We start from the raw sequence: 15,172 nt of genomic DNA on the forward strand, positions 1-15,172 counted from the left end.
CTCGTCAAAAAATTACCAAGAATTTTGCCCAATTTGTCTGGACCTGTCGGCTATGCCATATCCGCAGGCGAAACGCGATGCGCCCCGTCGCGCATCGGCAGCGGATCGCCTGTCCCGCGAGGGACGGGATGTCAGACCGGGAAGCCCTCGGCGCGGCGCAATTCGCCCGTTTCCAGGCCGCGCCAGTTGCGCAGCGGGCCGGTCAGGTATTTCCGCACCACCGGATCGCCTTCCCCGAGCAGGCCCAGATGGACCAGCAAGGCCGCGATCGCGGCCTCGGCGCCGCGGGTGCCGCCGTCCGAGACCTTCAGCGCGATGCCGAGCCCACGTTCGGGAACGATGCCGACGAAGACCGCTTCGGCACCGGTCTTGACCACGGCCCGGCCCTTCATGGCGCGCATGAGTTCCGTGCAGGCCCGCCCCTCGCCGGCGACCAGTTCGGGATGGGCCAGCATGGCCTCGACCAGGCGCCGCTGGGCCTGGCCCCGCGCGCCGGCGCCGGGACGGGCGAAACCGGCCATGGCATGGGCCAGCCCCTCGACCGTGCAGGCGAAGTTCGGCGCCGAGCAGCCGTCGACGCCCCAGCCGGCGGCGGTCTCTCCCGTCGTCTCCTCGAAGGCGCGGCGCACGGCGCGCTGCACGGGGTGGTCGATCTCGACATATTCCGGCCCGGCCTTCATGTGCCGCTTGAGCGTCAGGAAACCGGCATGCTTGCCCGAGCAGTTGTTGTGGATCTGGCAGGGCCGGCTGTCCGAGCAGAGCAGCCGGCGATGCTCCTCGGGGTCGCGCGGCATGTGGGCGCCGCAGCGCAGGTCCTCCTCCTCGAAGCCCAGGGCGGAAAGCCAGGCCGCGACCCGTTCGGTATGGATGCGTCCGCCGTTATGGCTGGCGCAGGCCAGGGCCAGATGCTCGCTTCCCAGCCCCGCCTGATCGGCGGCGCCGCTTTCGACCAGGGGCAGGGCCTGGATCATCTTGCAGGAGGAGCGCGGATAGATCACCGCGCCGGGATTGCCCCAGGCTTCGACGATGCCGTTCGCATCCGAAATCACCACATGGCCCAGATGACTGCTTTCGCGCAGCCCGCCACGCCACAATTCGATGAGTCTGGCAGCGGTCATGGCTGTGTTTCCTCTGACAATCGCGCGATTTTCCGCAAACGGGGGTTTTTCACCGCTTCCTTTTCGCATTATCTTGCCGCCAGATGGTTGAAAACACCACCATCATCGGCAACAAGCCGGATCGAACCGGACCATGGCAGGAGGCCAGAGCATGTTGAAATTCGCGCCGCGCGCCGCAGCGGCAGCCGCCGCACTCGCGATCGCCGCGTCTTCGCCAGTCCTGGCCCAGGACTCGACGAACGTAATCGGGACCGAGGGCGACTGGACCGTCTTCTCGGCGAACAGTCCCAAGGAATGCTGGGCCGTCTCGGCCCCGAAATCCACCCAGAACCTGGACACCAGCGGCAAGCCCAAGGAAGTGACGCGCGGCGACATCCGGCTTTACGTCGCCTATCGCCCCGGCCAGAACGGCGAGGTCTCGTTCTCGGGCGGCTACCCCTTCGCGCCGGATTCGGCGGTCGAGGTGAATATCGGCGGCAATGTCTTCAAGCTGTTCACCGAGGGCGAAAGCGCCTGGACCGGCTCGCCGGCCGAGGATGCCAAGCTGGTCTCGGCGCTGCGGGCCGGCTCGTCGGCGGTCATCACCGGGCGCTCGGCGCGCGGCACGGTGACCAAGGACACGTTCAGCCTGTCCGGCATCACCGCCGCGACAAACAAGGCGCAGGCGGCCTGCAAATAAGCCGCACCCGACCGATTCGGCACAGGCAGGGGCTTCGGCCCCTGTTTTCTTTTGGGCCGTCCTGCCCTATATAGGCCCATTGCCCCCTCCCCGCCCGGACAGCCCAGCCATGAACGCCCCGTCGCCCGTCACGCCCGCCCCGATCACCCAGGACCTGCTGACCATCCCGCGCAAGCTGCCCGAGACGGCGCGGCGGAACCTGATCGGCCTGACCCGCGCGCAGCTGCACGAGGCGCTGATCGAGGCCGGCACCCCGGAACGGCAGGCGAGGATGCGCGTCGGCCAGGTCTGGCAATGGCTCTATCACTGGGGCGTGCGCGATTTCGCGCAGATGACCAACCTGGCCAAGGACTACCGCGCCCTGCTGGCCGAGAAGTTCGAGATCGCCCTGCCCGAGATCGTCACCCGTCAGATCTCGGCCGACGGCACCCGCAAATACCTGCTGCGCATCAGCGGCGGGCACGAGGTCGAGACTGTCTACATCCCCGAGGAGAACCGCGGCACGCTGTGCATCAGCTCGCAGGTCGGCTGCACGCTGACCTGTTCCTTCTGCCACACCGGCACGCAGAAGCTGGTGCGCAACCTGACCGCGGCCGAGATCGTCGGCCAGGTCATGGTCGCCCGCGACGACCTGGGGGAATGGCCGAAGCCCGGCGCGCCCAAGGACGAGACGCGGCTGGTTTCCAACGTCGTGCTGATGGGCATGGGCGAGCCGCTGTATAATTTCGACAATGTCCGCGACGCCATGAAGGTGGTGATGGATGGCGAGGGCATCAGCCTGTCGCGCCGCCGCATCACGCTGTCGACCAGCGGCATCGTGCCCGAGATCGCCAAGACCGCCGAGGAGATCGGCTGCCTGCTGGCGGTCAGCTTCCACGCCACCACCGACGAGACCCGCGACCGGCTGGTGCCGGTGAACAAGAAGTGGAACATCGAGACGCTGCTGAATGCGCTGCGCGACTATCCGCGCCTGTCGAACAGCGAGCGCATCACCTTCGAATACGTGATGCTGGACGGGGTGAACGACAGCGACGAGGACGCCCGCCGGCTGGTCAAGCTGATCCGCGGCATCCCGGCCAAGGTGAACCTGATCCCGTTCAACGAATGGCCCGGCTCGCCCTATCGCCGGTCGAGCTGGGAGCGGATCGAGGCTTTTGCCGACATCGTCCACAAGGCCGGCTATGCCTCTCCGATCCGCACGCCGAGGGGCGAGGACATCATGGCGGCCTGCGGCCAGCTGAAATCCGCGACCGAGCGCGGCCGCAAGTCGCGGGCCGAGATCGCGGCCGAGGCGGGCGGAGCGGCCTGATCCGGGACCGCCTGCATCGACGGCGCACCGGAGGGACTTCGCGTCCCCCGTCCGCCGCAGGCGCGGCGGACTCCCCTGCGGGGTATTTGGGCAACGAAGAAGCGGCCTCAGGCCAGGTCCAGCACCCGGCTTTCCTCGCGGCCGAAGCCCTGGATCTCGATCCGGTCCTGCTGGATCGTGACGATGGCGAAGCAGGACTGGTCGGGCGTATCCACCATGCCGCGGAAGTTCACGAAATGCTGCTTGCCGATGGCGGCGTAATTGCCGGCATGGTTGTGGCCGTTGAACCAGGCCAGGCAATGCGGATGCGCCTTGACCAGCTCGACGATGCGCTCGCTGTCCCAGAGATTGTGCTCGTTCGCCGGATAGACCGGGTAGTGGCACAGCAGGATGGCGCGCTCGCCCGCCCCCGCCGCCGCCTTCAGCCGCTCCTCGAGCCAGGCGAATTGCTGGTCCGACAGCGAGCCGTTCCAGCTTTGCGCGTTCTCGGCGCCGCTTTCCTTCAGCTTCGCCAGCCGCTCCTCGGCCAGGGTGCGGCGTGGATCGTCCTGGGGCGGCGCGAAGGTCGAGACGTCGTTGCCGTCCACCACGATGAAGCGGATGCCCTTGACCGCGAAATCGTAATAGGGCGCCGGCATGCCCACGGTGCGGACCACCGAGGGAATCCATTCCGGCGGATAGTCGTAATCGTGATTGCCAAGCAGGAAATGCTTGCGATGCCTGAGCCGGTCATAGACCGGCAGGATATGGCCGTAGCTTTCCCAGTGCCGGTCGATGATGTCGCCCAGCGTCACCACGAATTCCAGGTCGTCGTGCTGGTTCAGCTCGGCGATGGCCGCGTCCAGCTTCCACAGCGAATTGCCATAGAAGCGGGTGGCGGTGGCGTTCGGGACGACCGGGGCGAATTGCGGATCGCTGATCACCCCGAAGCGGAAGGGGGTGAAGCCGGCCGATGCGGTTTCGCCCTCCTGCGCCAGCGCGGCCGTGCCGGCGGCGGTCGAGACGAGGGCGGCGGCGGCCGGTGCCGCTGCCAGCAGATCGCGACGGGTGAACATGGTCGGTCCTCCTGAGACGGATGATGGAATGCGTCCCGCTTAGCGGGCTTCCTTGACGGCAGGGTGACATCGCCGCCCGCCGGCCGGCTTCACGATTCCGGCACAATCGCGCCCGAACTTGCCCCCCGCCGCCTGCGGTCGTAGAAGCGTCACGACCCGCGAAAGAGGTGCCGCATGACCCGTCCGAAACCCGTCGTCCTTTGCATCCTCGATGGCTGGGGCATTTCCCCGCGCCCCGAGCAGAGCGCGCCCGACCAGGCCAGGACGCCGAATTTCGACCGGCTGATGCGCGACTGCCCGCATGGGACGCTGGTGACCTTCGGCCCGGATGTCGGCCTGCCCAAGGGGCAGATGGGCAATTCCGAGGTCGGCCACACCAATATCGGCGCCGGCCGCGTCGTCGCCATGGACCTGGGCCAGATCGACCTGGCGATCGAGGACGGCAGCTTCTACGAGAACCCTGCCCTGGGCGAGTTCATCCGCAAGCTCAAGGCCAGCCGCGGCACGGCGCATCTGATGGGCGTCGTCTCGGATGGCGGGGTGCACGGCCATGTCCGGCATGTCGTCGCCGCCGCCCGCGCCATCGCCGACAAGGGCGTGCCGGTCGTGGTCCATGCCATCACCGACGGCCGCGACGTGCCGCCGAAATCCGCCTCGGGCTTCGTCACCGAGTTGCTGCGCGGCCTGCCCGAAGCCGCCCGGATCGGCACCGTCATCGGCCGCTATTACGCCATGGACCGCGACAACCGCTGGGACCGCGTCGCCCGCGCCTATGCCGCCATGGTGCGGGGCGAGGGGCTGCCCGCCCCCGATGCCGCCCAGGCCGTGGCCGATGCCTATGAGCGCGACGAGACCGACGAGTTCATCCAGCCCACGGTGATCGACGGCTATGCCGGCGCCGGGGACGGCGACGGGTTCTTCTGCCTCAACTTCCGCGCCGACCGGGCGCGCGAGATCCTCGCCGCCATCGGCCAGCCGGATTTCGCCGCCTTCGATACCGGCAGGCGGCCGCAATGGGCGGCGCTGCTGGGCATGGTCGATTATTCCGCCAGCCATGACGAATACATGGACGCCGCCTATCCCAAGCGGCAGGTGGTGAACACGCTGGGCGCCTGGGTCGCCGCCAAGGGCCTGCGCCAGTTCCGCCTGGCCGAGACCGAGAAATACCCGCATGTCACCTTCTTCCTGAACGGCGGCAAGGAAACCCCCGAGCCGGGTGAGGACCGCTTCATGCCGGCCAGCCCCAAGGTCGCGACCTACGACCTGGCGCCGGAAATGGCGGCGCCCGAGGTCAGTGCCAAGCTGGTCGAGGCGATCGAGGCCGGCTACGACCTGATCGTGGTGAACTATGCCAACCCGGACATGGTCGGCCATACCGGCAGCCTGCCCGCCGCGATCCGCGCCTGCGAGGCGGTGGACAAGGGGCTGGGCATGATGCTGGAGGCGCTGGAAAAATCCGGCGGCGCCGCCGTGATCATCGCCGACCACGGCAATTGCGAGACCACCATCGACCCCGAGACCGGCGGGCCGCATACCGCCCACACCACCAACCCGGTGCCGGTGATCGTCTTCGGCGGCCCCGAAGGCGCGCGGCTGCGCAACGGCCGGCTGGCCGACGTGGCGCCGACCGTGCTGGACCTGATGGGCCTGGGCCTGCCGCCCGAGATGACCGGCTCCTCGCTGATCGAGCACGCATGAAACACGGGCTGCTCCTGCCGCTGCTGATGGGCGTCGCCATCGGCTCGATGGCCCTGGCCCAGCCGGCGACGCCCGCGCAGGGCGATTCGCAGCTGAGCCAGGCCGCGCAGGAGGCGGCGCAGGCCGCAACCATGCTGCGCGAGGCGGCGGGCCAGCTCGACGAGGCGCTGACCGAGGACGACCAGGTCGTCGCCCTGACCCGGATGATCCGCGCCTACGAGCAGGGCATGGCGGCCCTGCGCGACGGGCTGCGCCGCGCCGGCATCCGCGAGCAGGAGATCCGCACCGAATTCGACGCCCGGCGCGAGCGGCTGGGCCGGGTGCTGGGGGTGATGACCTCGATGCAGCAATCGCCCGAGACCATGCTGCTGCTGCATCCCTCGGGGCCGGAATCCTCGGCCCGGGCGGGGATGATCCTGTCCTCGGTCGCCCCCGGGCTCGAGGGCGAGGCGCGCGAGATGCAGCAGAAGCTGGAGGAAATCCGCGCCGTGCGGACCATCCAGCTGAACGCCGCCAACACGCTGGCGCAGGGGCTGGGGCAGGTGCAGGAGGCGCGGCGTCTGCTGGCCTCGGCCGTCACCGACCGCTCCAGTCTGCCGGTGCGTTTCGGCGAGGACCCCAAGGAGCTGACGGCGCTGGTGCAATCGGCCGACACGCTGGACGCCTTCGCCTCGGGCATCGCCGGCATGGAGCAGGATGTCGGCCCGCCCATGGCCGATTTCGAGGGGGCGCAGGGCAGCCTGGCGCTGCCGGTGCTGGGCACGGTGCTGCGCCGCTATGGCGAGGCCGACGCCTCGGGGGTGCGGCGCCCGGGCATGGTCATCGCCACCTCGCCCGCCGCGCTGGTGACGGTGCCCTGGCCGGCGACGATCCGCTATCGCGGGCCGCTGCTCGATTACGGCAATGTGATGATCGTTGAGCCCGCGCGGGGGTATCTGATGATATTTGCCGGGCTGGCGCAGGTCTTCGGCGAGACGGGCGACGTGCTGGCGGCGGGCGAGCCGGTCGGGCTGATGGGCGGGCAGGAACCGCCCGCGCAGGAGTTCGGCGCCGAATTCGTCGCCAATGCCGCCGCCGGAGGCGGTGCTGGACAGACCGAGACACTGTATGTTGAACTCCGCAAGGGCAAGGAAACTCTGGACCCGGCAGAATGGTTCGTGATGAATCCCATTGTCGGAGAGGCCACGGACGGGACAGGCCGCAACGCAACCGGGCAGGACGGAACTGAATGAAACATTATCTTCTGGCAGGGGCGATCGGCACGCTTGCGGGCATCACCGTCGCCACCCAATTCGCCGGCCCGCTGGTCGCGCAGGAATCGGGCAAGAACGCCTCGGTCTATGAACAGCTGGACCTGTTCGGCAACGTCTTCGAGCGCGTGCGCGCCGATTACGTCGAGCAGGTGGACGACAAGAAGCTGATCGAGGCCGCGATCAACGGCATGCTGACCTCGCTCGACCCGCACAGCTCGTTCCTGTCGGCCAAGGACTACAACGACATGCAGACCCAGACCCGGGGCAGCTTCGGGGGCCTGGGCATCGAGGTCGGGCAGGAGGACGGGCTGGTCAAGGTCATCTCGCCCATCGACGACACGCCCGCCGCCGAGGCCGGGGTGAAGGCCGGCGACTACATCACCCATGTGAACGGCGAATCGCTGATGGGGCTGAACCTCGACGAGGCGGTCGAGAAGATGCGCGGCCCGGTCGGGTCCGAGATCAAGATCACCATCCTGCGCGAGGGCGAGAAGGAGCCCTTCGACCTGACCATCACCCGCGACATCATCAAGCTGACGGTGGTCAAGACCCGGATCGAGGGCCATGCCGTGGTGCTGCGCGTCACCACCTTCAACGACGAGACCATGGAGACGCTGCGCACCGAGATGGCCAAGGCGATCAAGGATGCCGGCGGCATCGACAAGGTCACGGGCTTCGTGCTGGACCTGCGCAACAATCCCGGCGGCCTGCTGAACCAGGCCATCGAGGTCTCGGACGCCTTCCTCGACAAGGGCGAGATCGTCTCGACCCGCGGCCGCAAGTCCGAGGACAGCGAACGCTGGAACGCCAAGGCGGGCGACCTGGCCGAGGGCAAGCCCATGGTGGTGCTGATCAATGGCGGCTCGGCCTCGGCCTCGGAAATCGTCACCGGGGCGCTGCAGGACCACCGCCGCGCCATCGTCGTCGGCACCAAGAGCTTCGGCAAGGGCTCGGTGCAGACGGTGATGCCGGTGACCGCCGAAAGCGCCATCCGCCTGACCACGGCGCGCTACTACACGCCCTCGGGCCGCTCGATCCAGTCGCTGGGCATCCAGCCCGACATCATCGTCGAGCAGCCGGCGCCGAAGCCGCAGGAGGAGGACGAGGACGGCAAGCCGCGGACCGAGTCGAAATTCCTGAACTCGGAAGCCGACCTGCGCGGCGCGCTGAACAACGATTCGATCAGCGACGAGGAGCGCAAGCAGATCGAGGAAGAGGCCAAGCAGGTCGAGGCCACCGCCAAGCTGCGCGAGGAGGACTACCAGCTGGCCTATGCCGTCGATATCCTCAAGGGCCTGGCGGCGGTGGATTACCATGCCCAGGCCGTGCCCGAGGCCGCGAAACCCGCCGTCACCGGCGAGGACGCGGCCCAGGGGGCGCAAGCGGAATGAGCGGCGATCTGCTGGGCCCCTCGGGCCTGCCCTACCGGCCCTGCGCCGGGGTGGTGCTGATCAACCCGGCGGGGCTGGTCTTTGCCGGGCAGCGCATCGACAATCCCGGCCCGGCCTGGCAGATGCCGCAAGGCGGCATCGACCGCGGCGAGACCCCGCGCGAGGCGGCCCTGCGCGAGCTGGTCGAGGAAACCGGAGTGACCACCGATCTGGTCGATGTGGTGGCGGAAACGCCCGATTGGGTGACCTACGACCTGCCGCCCGAGCTGCTGGGCAAGGTCTGGAAGGGCAAATACGGCGGGCAGAAGCAGAAATGGTTCGCCATGCGCTTCCTCGGCCCCGACGACGCCATCCGCATCGCGACCGCGCATCCCGAATTCGACCGCTGGCAATGGATGCGGGCGGTGGATCTGGTCGACAGCATCGTGCCCTTCAAGCGCGAGGTCTATGCGCGGGTGCTGGGCGAGTTTCGCGGAATCCTGGCCTGACCGCGCCGGTTGCGCGGCCGGTTTGGGTATTTGTGAAACAGAGAAAGCAAGAAGGGCGGCTTTCGGGGCCGCCCCTTTTCCTTAGCTGCGCAGCATGGCCAGCAGGCGGGTATCGGCATAGCCGTCGGGCGTCACGCCGCGGGAACGCTGGAAGGCCTTGATCGCCTCGGTCGACTGGCTGCCGAGCTTGCCGTCCACGCCGCCGGTGTCGAAGCCGCGGGCCATCAGCAGGCGCTGGATCTCGGCCTTTTCGCTGTTCGACAGCGTGCGGTCGCCGCGCGGCCAGCTGCCCTGGATGCCGCGGCGGCCGGCGATGGCCTCGCCCAGATAGGCCACGCCGAGGGCGTAGCTGTCCGAGGCGTTGTATTTCAGGATGGCGCGGAAGTTTTCCGTGATCAGGAAGGCCGGGCCGCGCGATCCCGCCGGTGCGAGGATCGAGCCCGAGGGCACCGGCGCGCCGCTGACCGTGCGCACGCCCATCGCCGCCCATTGGCTGCCGGAATGCTGCACCGACTTGCCGGCCTGGTTGAAGTCGAAGCCCTGCGGCAGGATGACCTCGGTCCCCCAGCTCTGGCCGGGGCGCCAGCCGTTCTGGCGCAGGTAGCTGGCCGTCGAGGCCAGCGCGTCGGTCGGGTCGTCCGACCAGATGTCGCGGCGGCCGTCGCCGTTGAAATCGACGGCGTGGGAGAGGAAGGACGAGGGCATGAACTGCGTATGCCCCATGGCCCCGGCCCAGCTTCCGACCATATGGGCGCTGTCCACGTCGCCGGACTGGATGATGCGCAGCGCCGCCACCAGCTCGCCGGCGAAGAATTCGCCGCGCCGGCCATCATAGGCCAGCGTCGCCAAGGCCGGCACGATCCGGGTATTGCCGCGATTGGCCCCGAAATTCGACTCCATGCCCCAGACCGCCAGCACGATCTCGCGCGGGACGCCGTAGCGCGCCTCGATGGCCGAAAGCGTGCCGGCATATTGCGCGGCCTTCGCCCGGCCGGTCGCGCCGCGGGTGCCGATGGCCCCGTCGAGATAGTCCCAGATCGGCTTGGTGAATTCGCTTTGCTTGCGGTCCAGCGCCACGATGCTGGGCTGGTAATGCGCCCCCGCCATGGCGCTGTCGAAGGTGCCGGGCGAGACGCCGGCCGCCAGGGCGCGCGGGCGGAAGCTTTGCACCCAGTTCTGGAAGCCGGCCTCGGAGCCCTGCCCGCCCGCCGTGGGCAGCCCGCCGAAATTGCCGCCGACACCGCCCGGGCCCTGGTTCATCGACACGCCGCAGCCTGCCAGGGCGATGGTCAGCACGGCCGAGGTCGCGATGCGGGAAATGCGTCTGGTCATTCTGCCTGTCCGTTCCGTTGCTCGTTCATGGGCTTTTCTTCTGGTTGCGGCCAGTCTAGCCCAGCCCGGCGCGGCTGGATAGGGGCCCCGATCAGCCGTCCTCCTCGGCAAAGAGCGGCTCCATCTGGGCGACGATCACCGCGTTCTCGTTCAGCGCGCGGTCCATCAGGGCGCGCTCCTCCTCGGGGATCTCGTGGCCCTCGGCCAGCCGCTCGTCGATGCTGCCATGGCCGGTGACCTCGATGGGCGCCAGCCCGGCCTGCTTGAGGATGGCGACGGTCTCGCGCACCGCCTCCTCCTCGGTCACGCCCGAGGCGTAGCAGACCAAAGCCGCGCCGCTGGCGCCTTCGGGCAGTCCGTCATCCGCGGCGCGGCCGACCTCGACCAGAAGCGTGTAGACCTGCTGGGCCATGGCTTTTCCTTTGCTGCATTTTCGCGTCATATCGCCCGAAACCGGAGGGAGAGACAATGAGCAAGAGCTTGAAGCGGGTGCAATCGGCGCTGCAGGCGGCCGGGCTTGCCGTCGAGATCCGCGAGACCGACGACAGCGCCCGCACCGCCGAGGGCGCGGCGGCCGCGGTCGGCTGCGCGGTCGACCAGATCGCCAAGTCGATCATCTTCCGCGGCGAGACGACCGGCCATGTCGTGCTGTTCCTGACCGCCGGCGGCAATCGCGTCGATCCGGCCAAGGCGACGGCGCTGGCGGGGCAAAGCCTCGGCAAGGCCGATGCGGACCTGATCCGGGCCGAGACCGGCTTCGCCATCGGCGGCGTCGCGCCGGTCGGGCATCTGCGGCAGGTCCAGGCCTGGCTGGACCCGCGACTGCTGGATTTCGAGACGGTCTGGGCGGCGGCCGGGACGCCGCGCCACGTCTTCGCCATCGCGCCGGAGGATCTGGTCCGCATCACCGGGGCGAAACGGGCGGATTTCACCGCCTGACAGGAAAAGGGGCGGGAAACCCCGCCCCGTTTTCGCTATCCGGCCACTGCCCGGTAAAGCCAGATCAGCACCACCGCGCCGATGAGCCCGGCGACCCCCTGCGCGAGCCAGCTGCCGGCCTGGGCGTTCAGCCCGACCAGACCCAGAAGCGCATTGCCGACGATGGCGCCGACGATGCCCAGGATGACGTTGAGGATGATCCCCGTATCCGCCTTCATGATGCTGCTGGCGATCCAGCCCGCAAGACCGCCGACGATGATCGCGGCCAGCCAACCCAAACCCTGCATGTGAAACTCCGCTTTCAGGATACCTGTGCGGGTTGAACGCAGCGGCGGCGCTTGGGTTTCACGCCGGTCTCACGCAGGGGTGAGTCCGGTGCAGGGCTGCAACAGGTCAGTCGCGCAGCAGCTCGTTGATCGAGGTCTTGGAGCGGGTCTGCGCATCGACGCGCTTCACGATCACCGCGCAGTAAAGGTTCACGCCGTTCTTCGAGGGCATCGAGCCGGCGACCACCACCGAACCGGCCGGCACCTCGCCATACATGACCTCGCCGGTCTCGCGGTCGACGATCTTGGTGGACTTGCCGATGAAGACCCCCATGCCCAGGACCGAGCCCTCGCGCACGATGCAGCCCTCGACCACTTCCGAACGCGCTCCGATGAAGCAATTGTCCTCGATGATGGTCGGACCGGCCTGCATCGGTTCCAGCACGCCGCCGATGCCGACGCCGCCCGAAAGATGCACGTTCTTGCCGATCTGCGCGCAGGAGCCGACGGTGGCCCAGGTGTCGACCATGGTGCCCTCGTCGACATAGGCGCCCAGGTTCACGAAGCTGGGCATCAGCACCACGCCCTTGGCGATATAGGCCGAGCGGCGCACCACGCAGTTCGGCACGGCGCGGAAGCCGGCGGCCTGCCATTGCGCCTGGCCCCAATGGGCAAACTTGCTGTCCACCTTGTCCCACCAGGTGCCGCCCTGCGGGCCGCCCATATGCACTTCCATGTCCTTCAGACGAAAGCCCAGCAGCACGGCCTTTTTCGCCCATTGGTTCACATGCCAGTCGCTGCCGCGCTTTTCGGCGACGCGCAGAGCGCCCTTGTCCAGCGCCTCCAGCGTGGCCTCGACGGCGTCGCGAACCTCGCCCTTGGTCGCGGGGGTGATCTGGTCGCGGATCTCCCAGGCGGATTCGATGGCGGCTTCAAGTGCGTCATTCGACATGGTCTGGCCTCTCAACGGTGGAAACTCCTGTCCAAGGGCTATAAGCCGAGGGGTGCAGCCGCGCAATGTGCGGCGGTCCCCGCCAGAGGTTTGGATGACAGAACTAGAAGAGCGCAGCCACCCGTTCCGCGACAGCCATCAGGACGTGGCGGTGGCCGAGATCACCCCCGACACGGCCCAGACCCGCGCGCCGGCCTATCGGCTGGCCTTTACCGATACCGAATTCCTGCTGCGCGAGGAACTGCGCCCGGTGCGGCTGCAGCTTGAACTGCTGAAGCCGCAGATGATCATGGACGCGCGCGGCATCCGCTCGACCGTGGTGATGTTCGGCGGCGCCCGCATCCCCGCGCCCGAGCGGCGGGAAGGCGCGCGCACCCCGGAGCTGGCCGCCCTGTCGCATTACTATGACGAGGCGCGGCGCTTTGCCCGGCTGATGACGGAACGCAGCCTGGAAAGCTATGGCGCCGAGAACGTGATCTGCACCGGCGGCGGGCCGGGGGTGATGGAGGCCGGCAACCTGGGCGCGCATGAGGCGGGCGGCGCCTCGATCGGCCTGTCCATCGTGCTGCCGCACGAGCAGACGCCGAACGCCTATGTCACGCCCGACCTGTGTTTCAACTTCCATTATTTCGCCATCCGCAAGATGCATTTCCTGATGCGGGCCAAGGCGGTGACGATCTTCCCCGGCGGCTTCGGCACCATGGACGAGATGTTCGAGGCGCTGACCCTGATCCAGACCGGCCGCATGAAGCGGGTGCCCTTCATCCTGTTCGGGCCGGAGTTCTGGCACAAGGTGATCAACTGGCAGGCGCTGGCCGAGGCCGGCACCATCAGCCCCGAGGACCTGGAGCTGATCAGCTTCGTCGAAAGCGCGGACGAGGCGGTCGAGATCATCGACAACTGGGTGGTGCCCTGCCCCTGACGGGGCACCCCTTGCGCCGGCAGCCCCTCGCGGGCCTTCGCTTTCGGGCCCGATGGACGACTCGCTCCGGCCATGTCCCGCCGACGGCGATGCGCCGAGCCGAAGCCCGGCCGCCGCGCCTCGCCGCCCGGCCCGCTCTTGCGGCGAACCGCAAGGCCGGCAACGGGCGAGCCTGCGACCATCGCGTCGCACCGGCGCAGTAAAACCGTTAAAAGGCCGCTGGAAAACTCTGAAAAGGCTATGGTGCCGGAAATCGTTCCGGATCTGGTGAAGATCCGCCTCAGCATCGGGAATTTCCGGTCGAGTCTGTGGCGGGTTTTCTGGTTCCTGGCGCAGGCTGTCCCGACGCGTGGACTTTTTCAGCAGACAGTTAAGGCTTCTGCTCCGGCCGGGCCCCAGAGCGGGATACGCCGCAAACCCGTTCGCCGCAAACCTGCTCTGGCGAACCTGTCGACCGCCTGTGACGCCCGGGCGAGCCGTGATCTCGAAATTGCGCCGGCAATCGACCGTCACCCGGTCCAGCCCAGTGCCCCCTGTGCACCGCCTGATTTCAGTCGGCGAGCCATGACAGCCGCCACCCGCTCGCCGCTGCCATTCGGGCTGCGACGGTGCCGGGCAACGCAATTCCGGACGCGACGATTGCAATCGTCGCTATTTCGGCCACCAGGCGATGAAATCGGTCGCGCCGACAGCTTGCGGCTGGCCGCCTGAGCTGCGCTCGGGCAGAGGCTCGGCAGGCGGATCCGCCTGCTCTGCGCCATGACGATAGATCGCAAGGGAAAGCTCGGGCCGCAATTCGGGGTCGGGCGGATCCTCGGCGGCGCGGATCACGATGGTGCCGAGTTTCAGCGCCCGCCGAAAGGATTCGTCATCGCCATAGATCGCGGTCAGGAACCTGATCACCTTGGCACGGAACACGGCGCGATCCTGGGGGCCGTCCATATCCTCGGCCGCCCTGGCCGGCTTGACGGCCTGCCGCCGGGGCGGGGCCGCTTCGGTCTGCTGCGAGCGGTCGATGCCTCCGCGCCCAAGCGGCACGTCGCCGGCGGCGGCACCGGATTCCTCGACCACCGGCACTTCGGGCTGGGCGCGGGCGATGGTTGGACCGACGACCTCGACCTCTCGCGCCGCCTGGGGGGTGGCGGGGCCGGCCCGGCTGTGGATCTGATTGACGATTGGGATCATGACATACCCCGGAAACTGATGACCTTGATGGCCCATCCTAGCAGAAAGGCCCGGGAAATTCACCTGGGCCCTCCCGGCATTCTGCCTAAAAACTTAATCGTTCAAAGGCGTTGCACTCATTCGCGATGATAGGGGCTGCCGGCGAGGATGGTGGTGGCGCGATAGATCTGCTCGGCCAGCATGACGCGGACCAGCATATGCGGCCAGACCATGCGGCCGAAGCTGATCGCCAGGTCGGCCCGGTCGCGCAGGCCGGGGTCGATGCCATCCGCGCCGCCGATCACGAAGGCCACATCCCGGGCCTGGTCGCGCCAGCCGGCGATTCGCGCCGCGAATTCCGGAGAGCTGAGCATCTGGCCGCGCTCGTCCAGCACCACCAGGGCCGCGCCGTCGGGGACGGCCCTGGCCAGCAGCGCCGCCTCGGCCGCCATGCCGCCGCCGCGCCGGTCCTCGACCTCGGCCAGCGTCACGGGGGGCAGGCCCAGGCTGCGGCCCGCCTTGGCCTGACGGTCCAGGTAATCGGCGATCAGCTTCGCCTCGGGGCCCTGCCGCAGCCGCCCGACCGCGGCAATGACCATGCGCATG

Annotated in this window: 16 protein-coding genes; 8 read left to right on the forward strand and 8 right to left on the reverse strand. The window is 68.3% G+C overall.

The annotated features are described in order from the left end of the window. Window positions 1-131: 131 nt before the first annotated feature. Window positions 132-1,118, reverse strand: a complete 987-nt coding sequence (locus PARJ55_RS0111470) for an asparaginase (RefSeq protein ID WP_028713173.1) — start codon at window positions 1,116-1,118, stop codon at window positions 132-134. 151 nt (window positions 1,119-1,269) lie between these two features. Between PARJ55_RS0111470 and PARJ55_RS0111475 the strand changes: the two genes are divergently transcribed. Both PARJ55_RS0111475 and rlmN read left to right on the forward strand, forming a co-directional pair. Then, the gene (locus tag PARJ55_RS0111475; RefSeq protein WP_028713174.1) at window positions 1,270-1,797 is read left to right on the forward strand and encodes an invasion associated locus B family protein; all 528 of its coding nucleotides are present in this window, start codon (window positions 1,270-1,272) and stop codon (window positions 1,795-1,797) included. 109 nt (window positions 1,798-1,906) lie between these two features. Further along, entirely contained in the window at window positions 1,907-3,106 is a 1,200-nt protein-coding gene (gene rlmN, locus PARJ55_RS0111480) for a 23S rRNA (adenine(2503)-C(2))-methyltransferase RlmN (RefSeq protein WP_028713175.1), read from the forward strand. A 107-nt stretch (window positions 3,107-3,213) separates the two neighbouring features. On the opposite strand, the gene PARJ55_RS0111485 is transcribed toward rlmN, so the two are convergent. Further along, complete coding sequence (locus PARJ55_RS0111485) at window positions 3,214-4,161, reverse strand: metallophosphoesterase (protein ID WP_028713176.1); 948 nt, start codon at window positions 4,159-4,161, stop codon at window positions 3,214-3,216. A 174-nt stretch (window positions 4,162-4,335) separates the two neighbouring features. On the opposite strand from PARJ55_RS0111485, the gene gpmI reads away from it, so the two are divergent. The 4 genes from gpmI to PARJ55_RS0111505 are packed head-to-tail and all read left to right on the forward strand — an operon-like array spanning window position 4,336 to window position 8,991. Beyond that, window positions 4,336-5,859 (forward strand): 2,3-bisphosphoglycerate-independent phosphoglycerate mutase, encoded by a 1,524-nt coding sequence (gene gpmI, locus PARJ55_RS0111490; protein ID WP_028713177.1) that lies wholly within the window; start codon window positions 4,336-4,338, stop codon window positions 5,857-5,859. Further along, entirely contained in the window at window positions 5,856-7,091 is a 1,236-nt protein-coding gene (locus PARJ55_RS0111495; protein WP_028713178.1) for a murein hydrolase activator EnvC, read from the forward strand. The genes gpmI and PARJ55_RS0111495 overlap by 4 nt, the downstream gene beginning before the upstream one ends. Next, the gene (locus tag PARJ55_RS0111500; RefSeq protein ID WP_028713179.1) at window positions 7,088-8,503 is read left to right on the forward strand and encodes a S41 family peptidase; all 1,416 of its coding nucleotides are present in this window, start codon (window positions 7,088-7,090) and stop codon (window positions 8,501-8,503) included. The genes PARJ55_RS0111495 and PARJ55_RS0111500 overlap by 4 nt, the downstream gene beginning before the upstream one ends. Beyond that, on the forward strand, window positions 8,500-8,991 hold the full coding sequence (locus tag PARJ55_RS0111505; RefSeq protein ID WP_028713180.1) for an RNA pyrophosphohydrolase: 492 nt from the start codon (window positions 8,500-8,502) through the stop codon (window positions 8,989-8,991). Before PARJ55_RS0111500 ends, PARJ55_RS0111505 begins: the two co-directional genes overlap by 4 nt. An 81-nt stretch (window positions 8,992-9,072) precedes the next feature. Here PARJ55_RS0111505 and PARJ55_RS0111510 read toward each other — a convergent pair whose 3' ends face one another. Both PARJ55_RS0111510 and PARJ55_RS0111515 read right to left on the reverse strand, forming a co-directional pair. Next, on the reverse strand, window positions 9,073-10,323 hold the full coding sequence (locus PARJ55_RS0111510) for a lytic murein transglycosylase (RefSeq protein ID WP_028713181.1): 1,251 nt from the start codon (window positions 10,321-10,323) through the stop codon (window positions 9,073-9,075). Window positions 10,324-10,414: 91 nt separating this feature from the next. Then, window positions 10,415-10,735, reverse strand: coding sequence for a hypothetical protein (locus PARJ55_RS0111515; RefSeq protein ID WP_028713182.1), 321 nt, complete (start codon window positions 10,733-10,735; stop codon window positions 10,415-10,417). 56 nt (window positions 10,736-10,791) lie between these two features. Here PARJ55_RS0111515 and PARJ55_RS0111520 point away from each other — a divergent pair, with 56 nt between their 5' ends. Continuing rightward, window positions 10,792-11,262 carry a YbaK/EbsC family protein gene (locus PARJ55_RS0111520; RefSeq protein ID WP_028713183.1) on the forward strand — a complete coding sequence of 157 codons (471 nt, stop codon included), beginning with the start codon at window positions 10,792-10,794 and terminating at the stop codon, window positions 11,260-11,262. 35 nt (window positions 11,263-11,297) lie between these two features. Here the strand turns inward: PARJ55_RS0111520 and PARJ55_RS0111525 are convergent, their stop codons facing one another. Continuing rightward, window positions 11,298-11,549 (reverse strand): GlsB/YeaQ/YmgE family stress response membrane protein, encoded by a 252-nt coding sequence (locus tag PARJ55_RS0111525; RefSeq protein ID WP_028713184.1) that lies wholly within the window; start codon window positions 11,547-11,549, stop codon window positions 11,298-11,300. Window positions 11,550-11,655: 106 nt separating this feature from the next. Beyond that, window positions 11,656-12,480: a 2,3,4,5-tetrahydropyridine-2,6-dicarboxylate N-succinyltransferase gene (dapD, locus tag PARJ55_RS0111530; protein WP_028713185.1), complete on the reverse strand. Its 825-nt coding sequence runs from the start codon at window positions 12,478-12,480 to the stop codon at window positions 11,656-11,658. A gap of 94 nt (window positions 12,481-12,574) precedes the next feature. Here dapD and PARJ55_RS0111535 point away from each other — a divergent pair, with 94 nt between their 5' ends. Beyond that, the gene (locus PARJ55_RS0111535; protein ID WP_028713186.1) at window positions 12,575-13,402 is read left to right on the forward strand and encodes an LOG family protein; all 828 of its coding nucleotides are present in this window, start codon (window positions 12,575-12,577) and stop codon (window positions 13,400-13,402) included. A gap of 651 nt (window positions 13,403-14,053) precedes the next feature. Here PARJ55_RS0111535 and PARJ55_RS0111540 read toward each other — a convergent pair. Continuing rightward, the gene (locus PARJ55_RS0111540; RefSeq protein WP_028713187.1) at window positions 14,054-14,587 is read right to left on the reverse strand and encodes a hypothetical protein; all 534 of its coding nucleotides are present in this window, start codon (window positions 14,585-14,587) and stop codon (window positions 14,054-14,056) included. Between the two features lie 116 nt (window positions 14,588-14,703). Next, window positions 14,704-15,171, reverse strand: coding sequence for a 23S rRNA (pseudouridine(1915)-N(3))-methyltransferase RlmH (gene rlmH, locus PARJ55_RS0111545; RefSeq protein WP_028713188.1), 468 nt, complete (start codon window positions 15,169-15,171; stop codon window positions 14,704-14,706). Between the last annotated feature and the right edge of the window lies 1 nt (window position 15,172).

Source organism: Paracoccus sp. J55 (genome assembly GCF_000513975.1).
In the GTDB taxonomy this organism is placed as follows: Bacteria; Pseudomonadota; Alphaproteobacteria; order Rhodobacterales; family Rhodobacteraceae; genus Paracoccus.

Coding starts and splice junctions, on each gene's coding strand:
- dapD (WP_028713185.1), bottom strand. CDS start 12,480: ATGTCGAATGACGCACTTGAAGCCGCCATCGAATCCGCCTGGGAGATC.
- gpmI (WP_028713177.1), top strand. CDS start 4,336: ATGACCCGTCCGAAACCCGTCGTCCTTTGCATCCTCGATGGCTGGGGC.
- rlmN (WP_028713175.1), top strand. CDS start 1,907: ATGAACGCCCCGTCGCCCGTCACGCCCGCCCCGATCACCCAGGACCTG.
- PARJ55_RS0111535 (WP_028713186.1), top strand. CDS start 12,575: ATGACAGAACTAGAAGAGCGCAGCCACCCGTTCCGCGACAGCCATCAG.
- PARJ55_RS0111485 (WP_028713176.1), bottom strand. CDS start 4,161: ATGTTCACCCGTCGCGATCTGCTGGCAGCGGCACCGGCCGCCGCCGCC.
- PARJ55_RS0111470 (WP_028713173.1), bottom strand. CDS start 1,118: ATGACCGCTGCCAGACTCATCGAATTGTGGCGTGGCGGGCTGCGCGAA.
- PARJ55_RS0111495 (WP_028713178.1), top strand. CDS start 5,856: ATGAAACACGGGCTGCTCCTGCCGCTGCTGATGGGCGTCGCCATCGGC.
- PARJ55_RS0111515 (WP_028713182.1), bottom strand. CDS start 10,735: ATGGCCCAGCAGGTCTACACGCTTCTGGTCGAGGTCGGCCGCGCCGCG.
- PARJ55_RS0111520 (WP_028713183.1), top strand. CDS start 10,792: ATGAGCAAGAGCTTGAAGCGGGTGCAATCGGCGCTGCAGGCGGCCGGG.
- PARJ55_RS0111525 (WP_028713184.1), bottom strand. CDS start 11,549: ATGCAGGGTTTGGGTTGGCTGGCCGCGATCATCGTCGGCGGTCTTGCG.
- PARJ55_RS0111510 (WP_028713181.1), bottom strand. CDS start 10,323: ATGACCAGACGCATTTCCCGCATCGCGACCTCGGCCGTGCTGACCATC.
- PARJ55_RS0111475 (WP_028713174.1), top strand. CDS start 1,270: ATGTTGAAATTCGCGCCGCGCGCCGCAGCGGCAGCCGCCGCACTCGCG.
- PARJ55_RS0111505 (WP_028713180.1), top strand. CDS start 8,500: ATGAGCGGCGATCTGCTGGGCCCCTCGGGCCTGCCCTACCGGCCCTGC.
- rlmH (WP_028713188.1), bottom strand. CDS start 15,171: ATGCGCATGGTCATTGCCGCGGTCGGGCGGCTGCGGCAGGGCCCCGAG.
- PARJ55_RS0111500 (WP_028713179.1), top strand. CDS start 7,088: ATGAAACATTATCTTCTGGCAGGGGCGATCGGCACGCTTGCGGGCATC.
- PARJ55_RS0111540 (WP_028713187.1), bottom strand. CDS start 14,587: ATGATCCCAATCGTCAATCAGATCCACAGCCGGGCCGGCCCCGCCACC.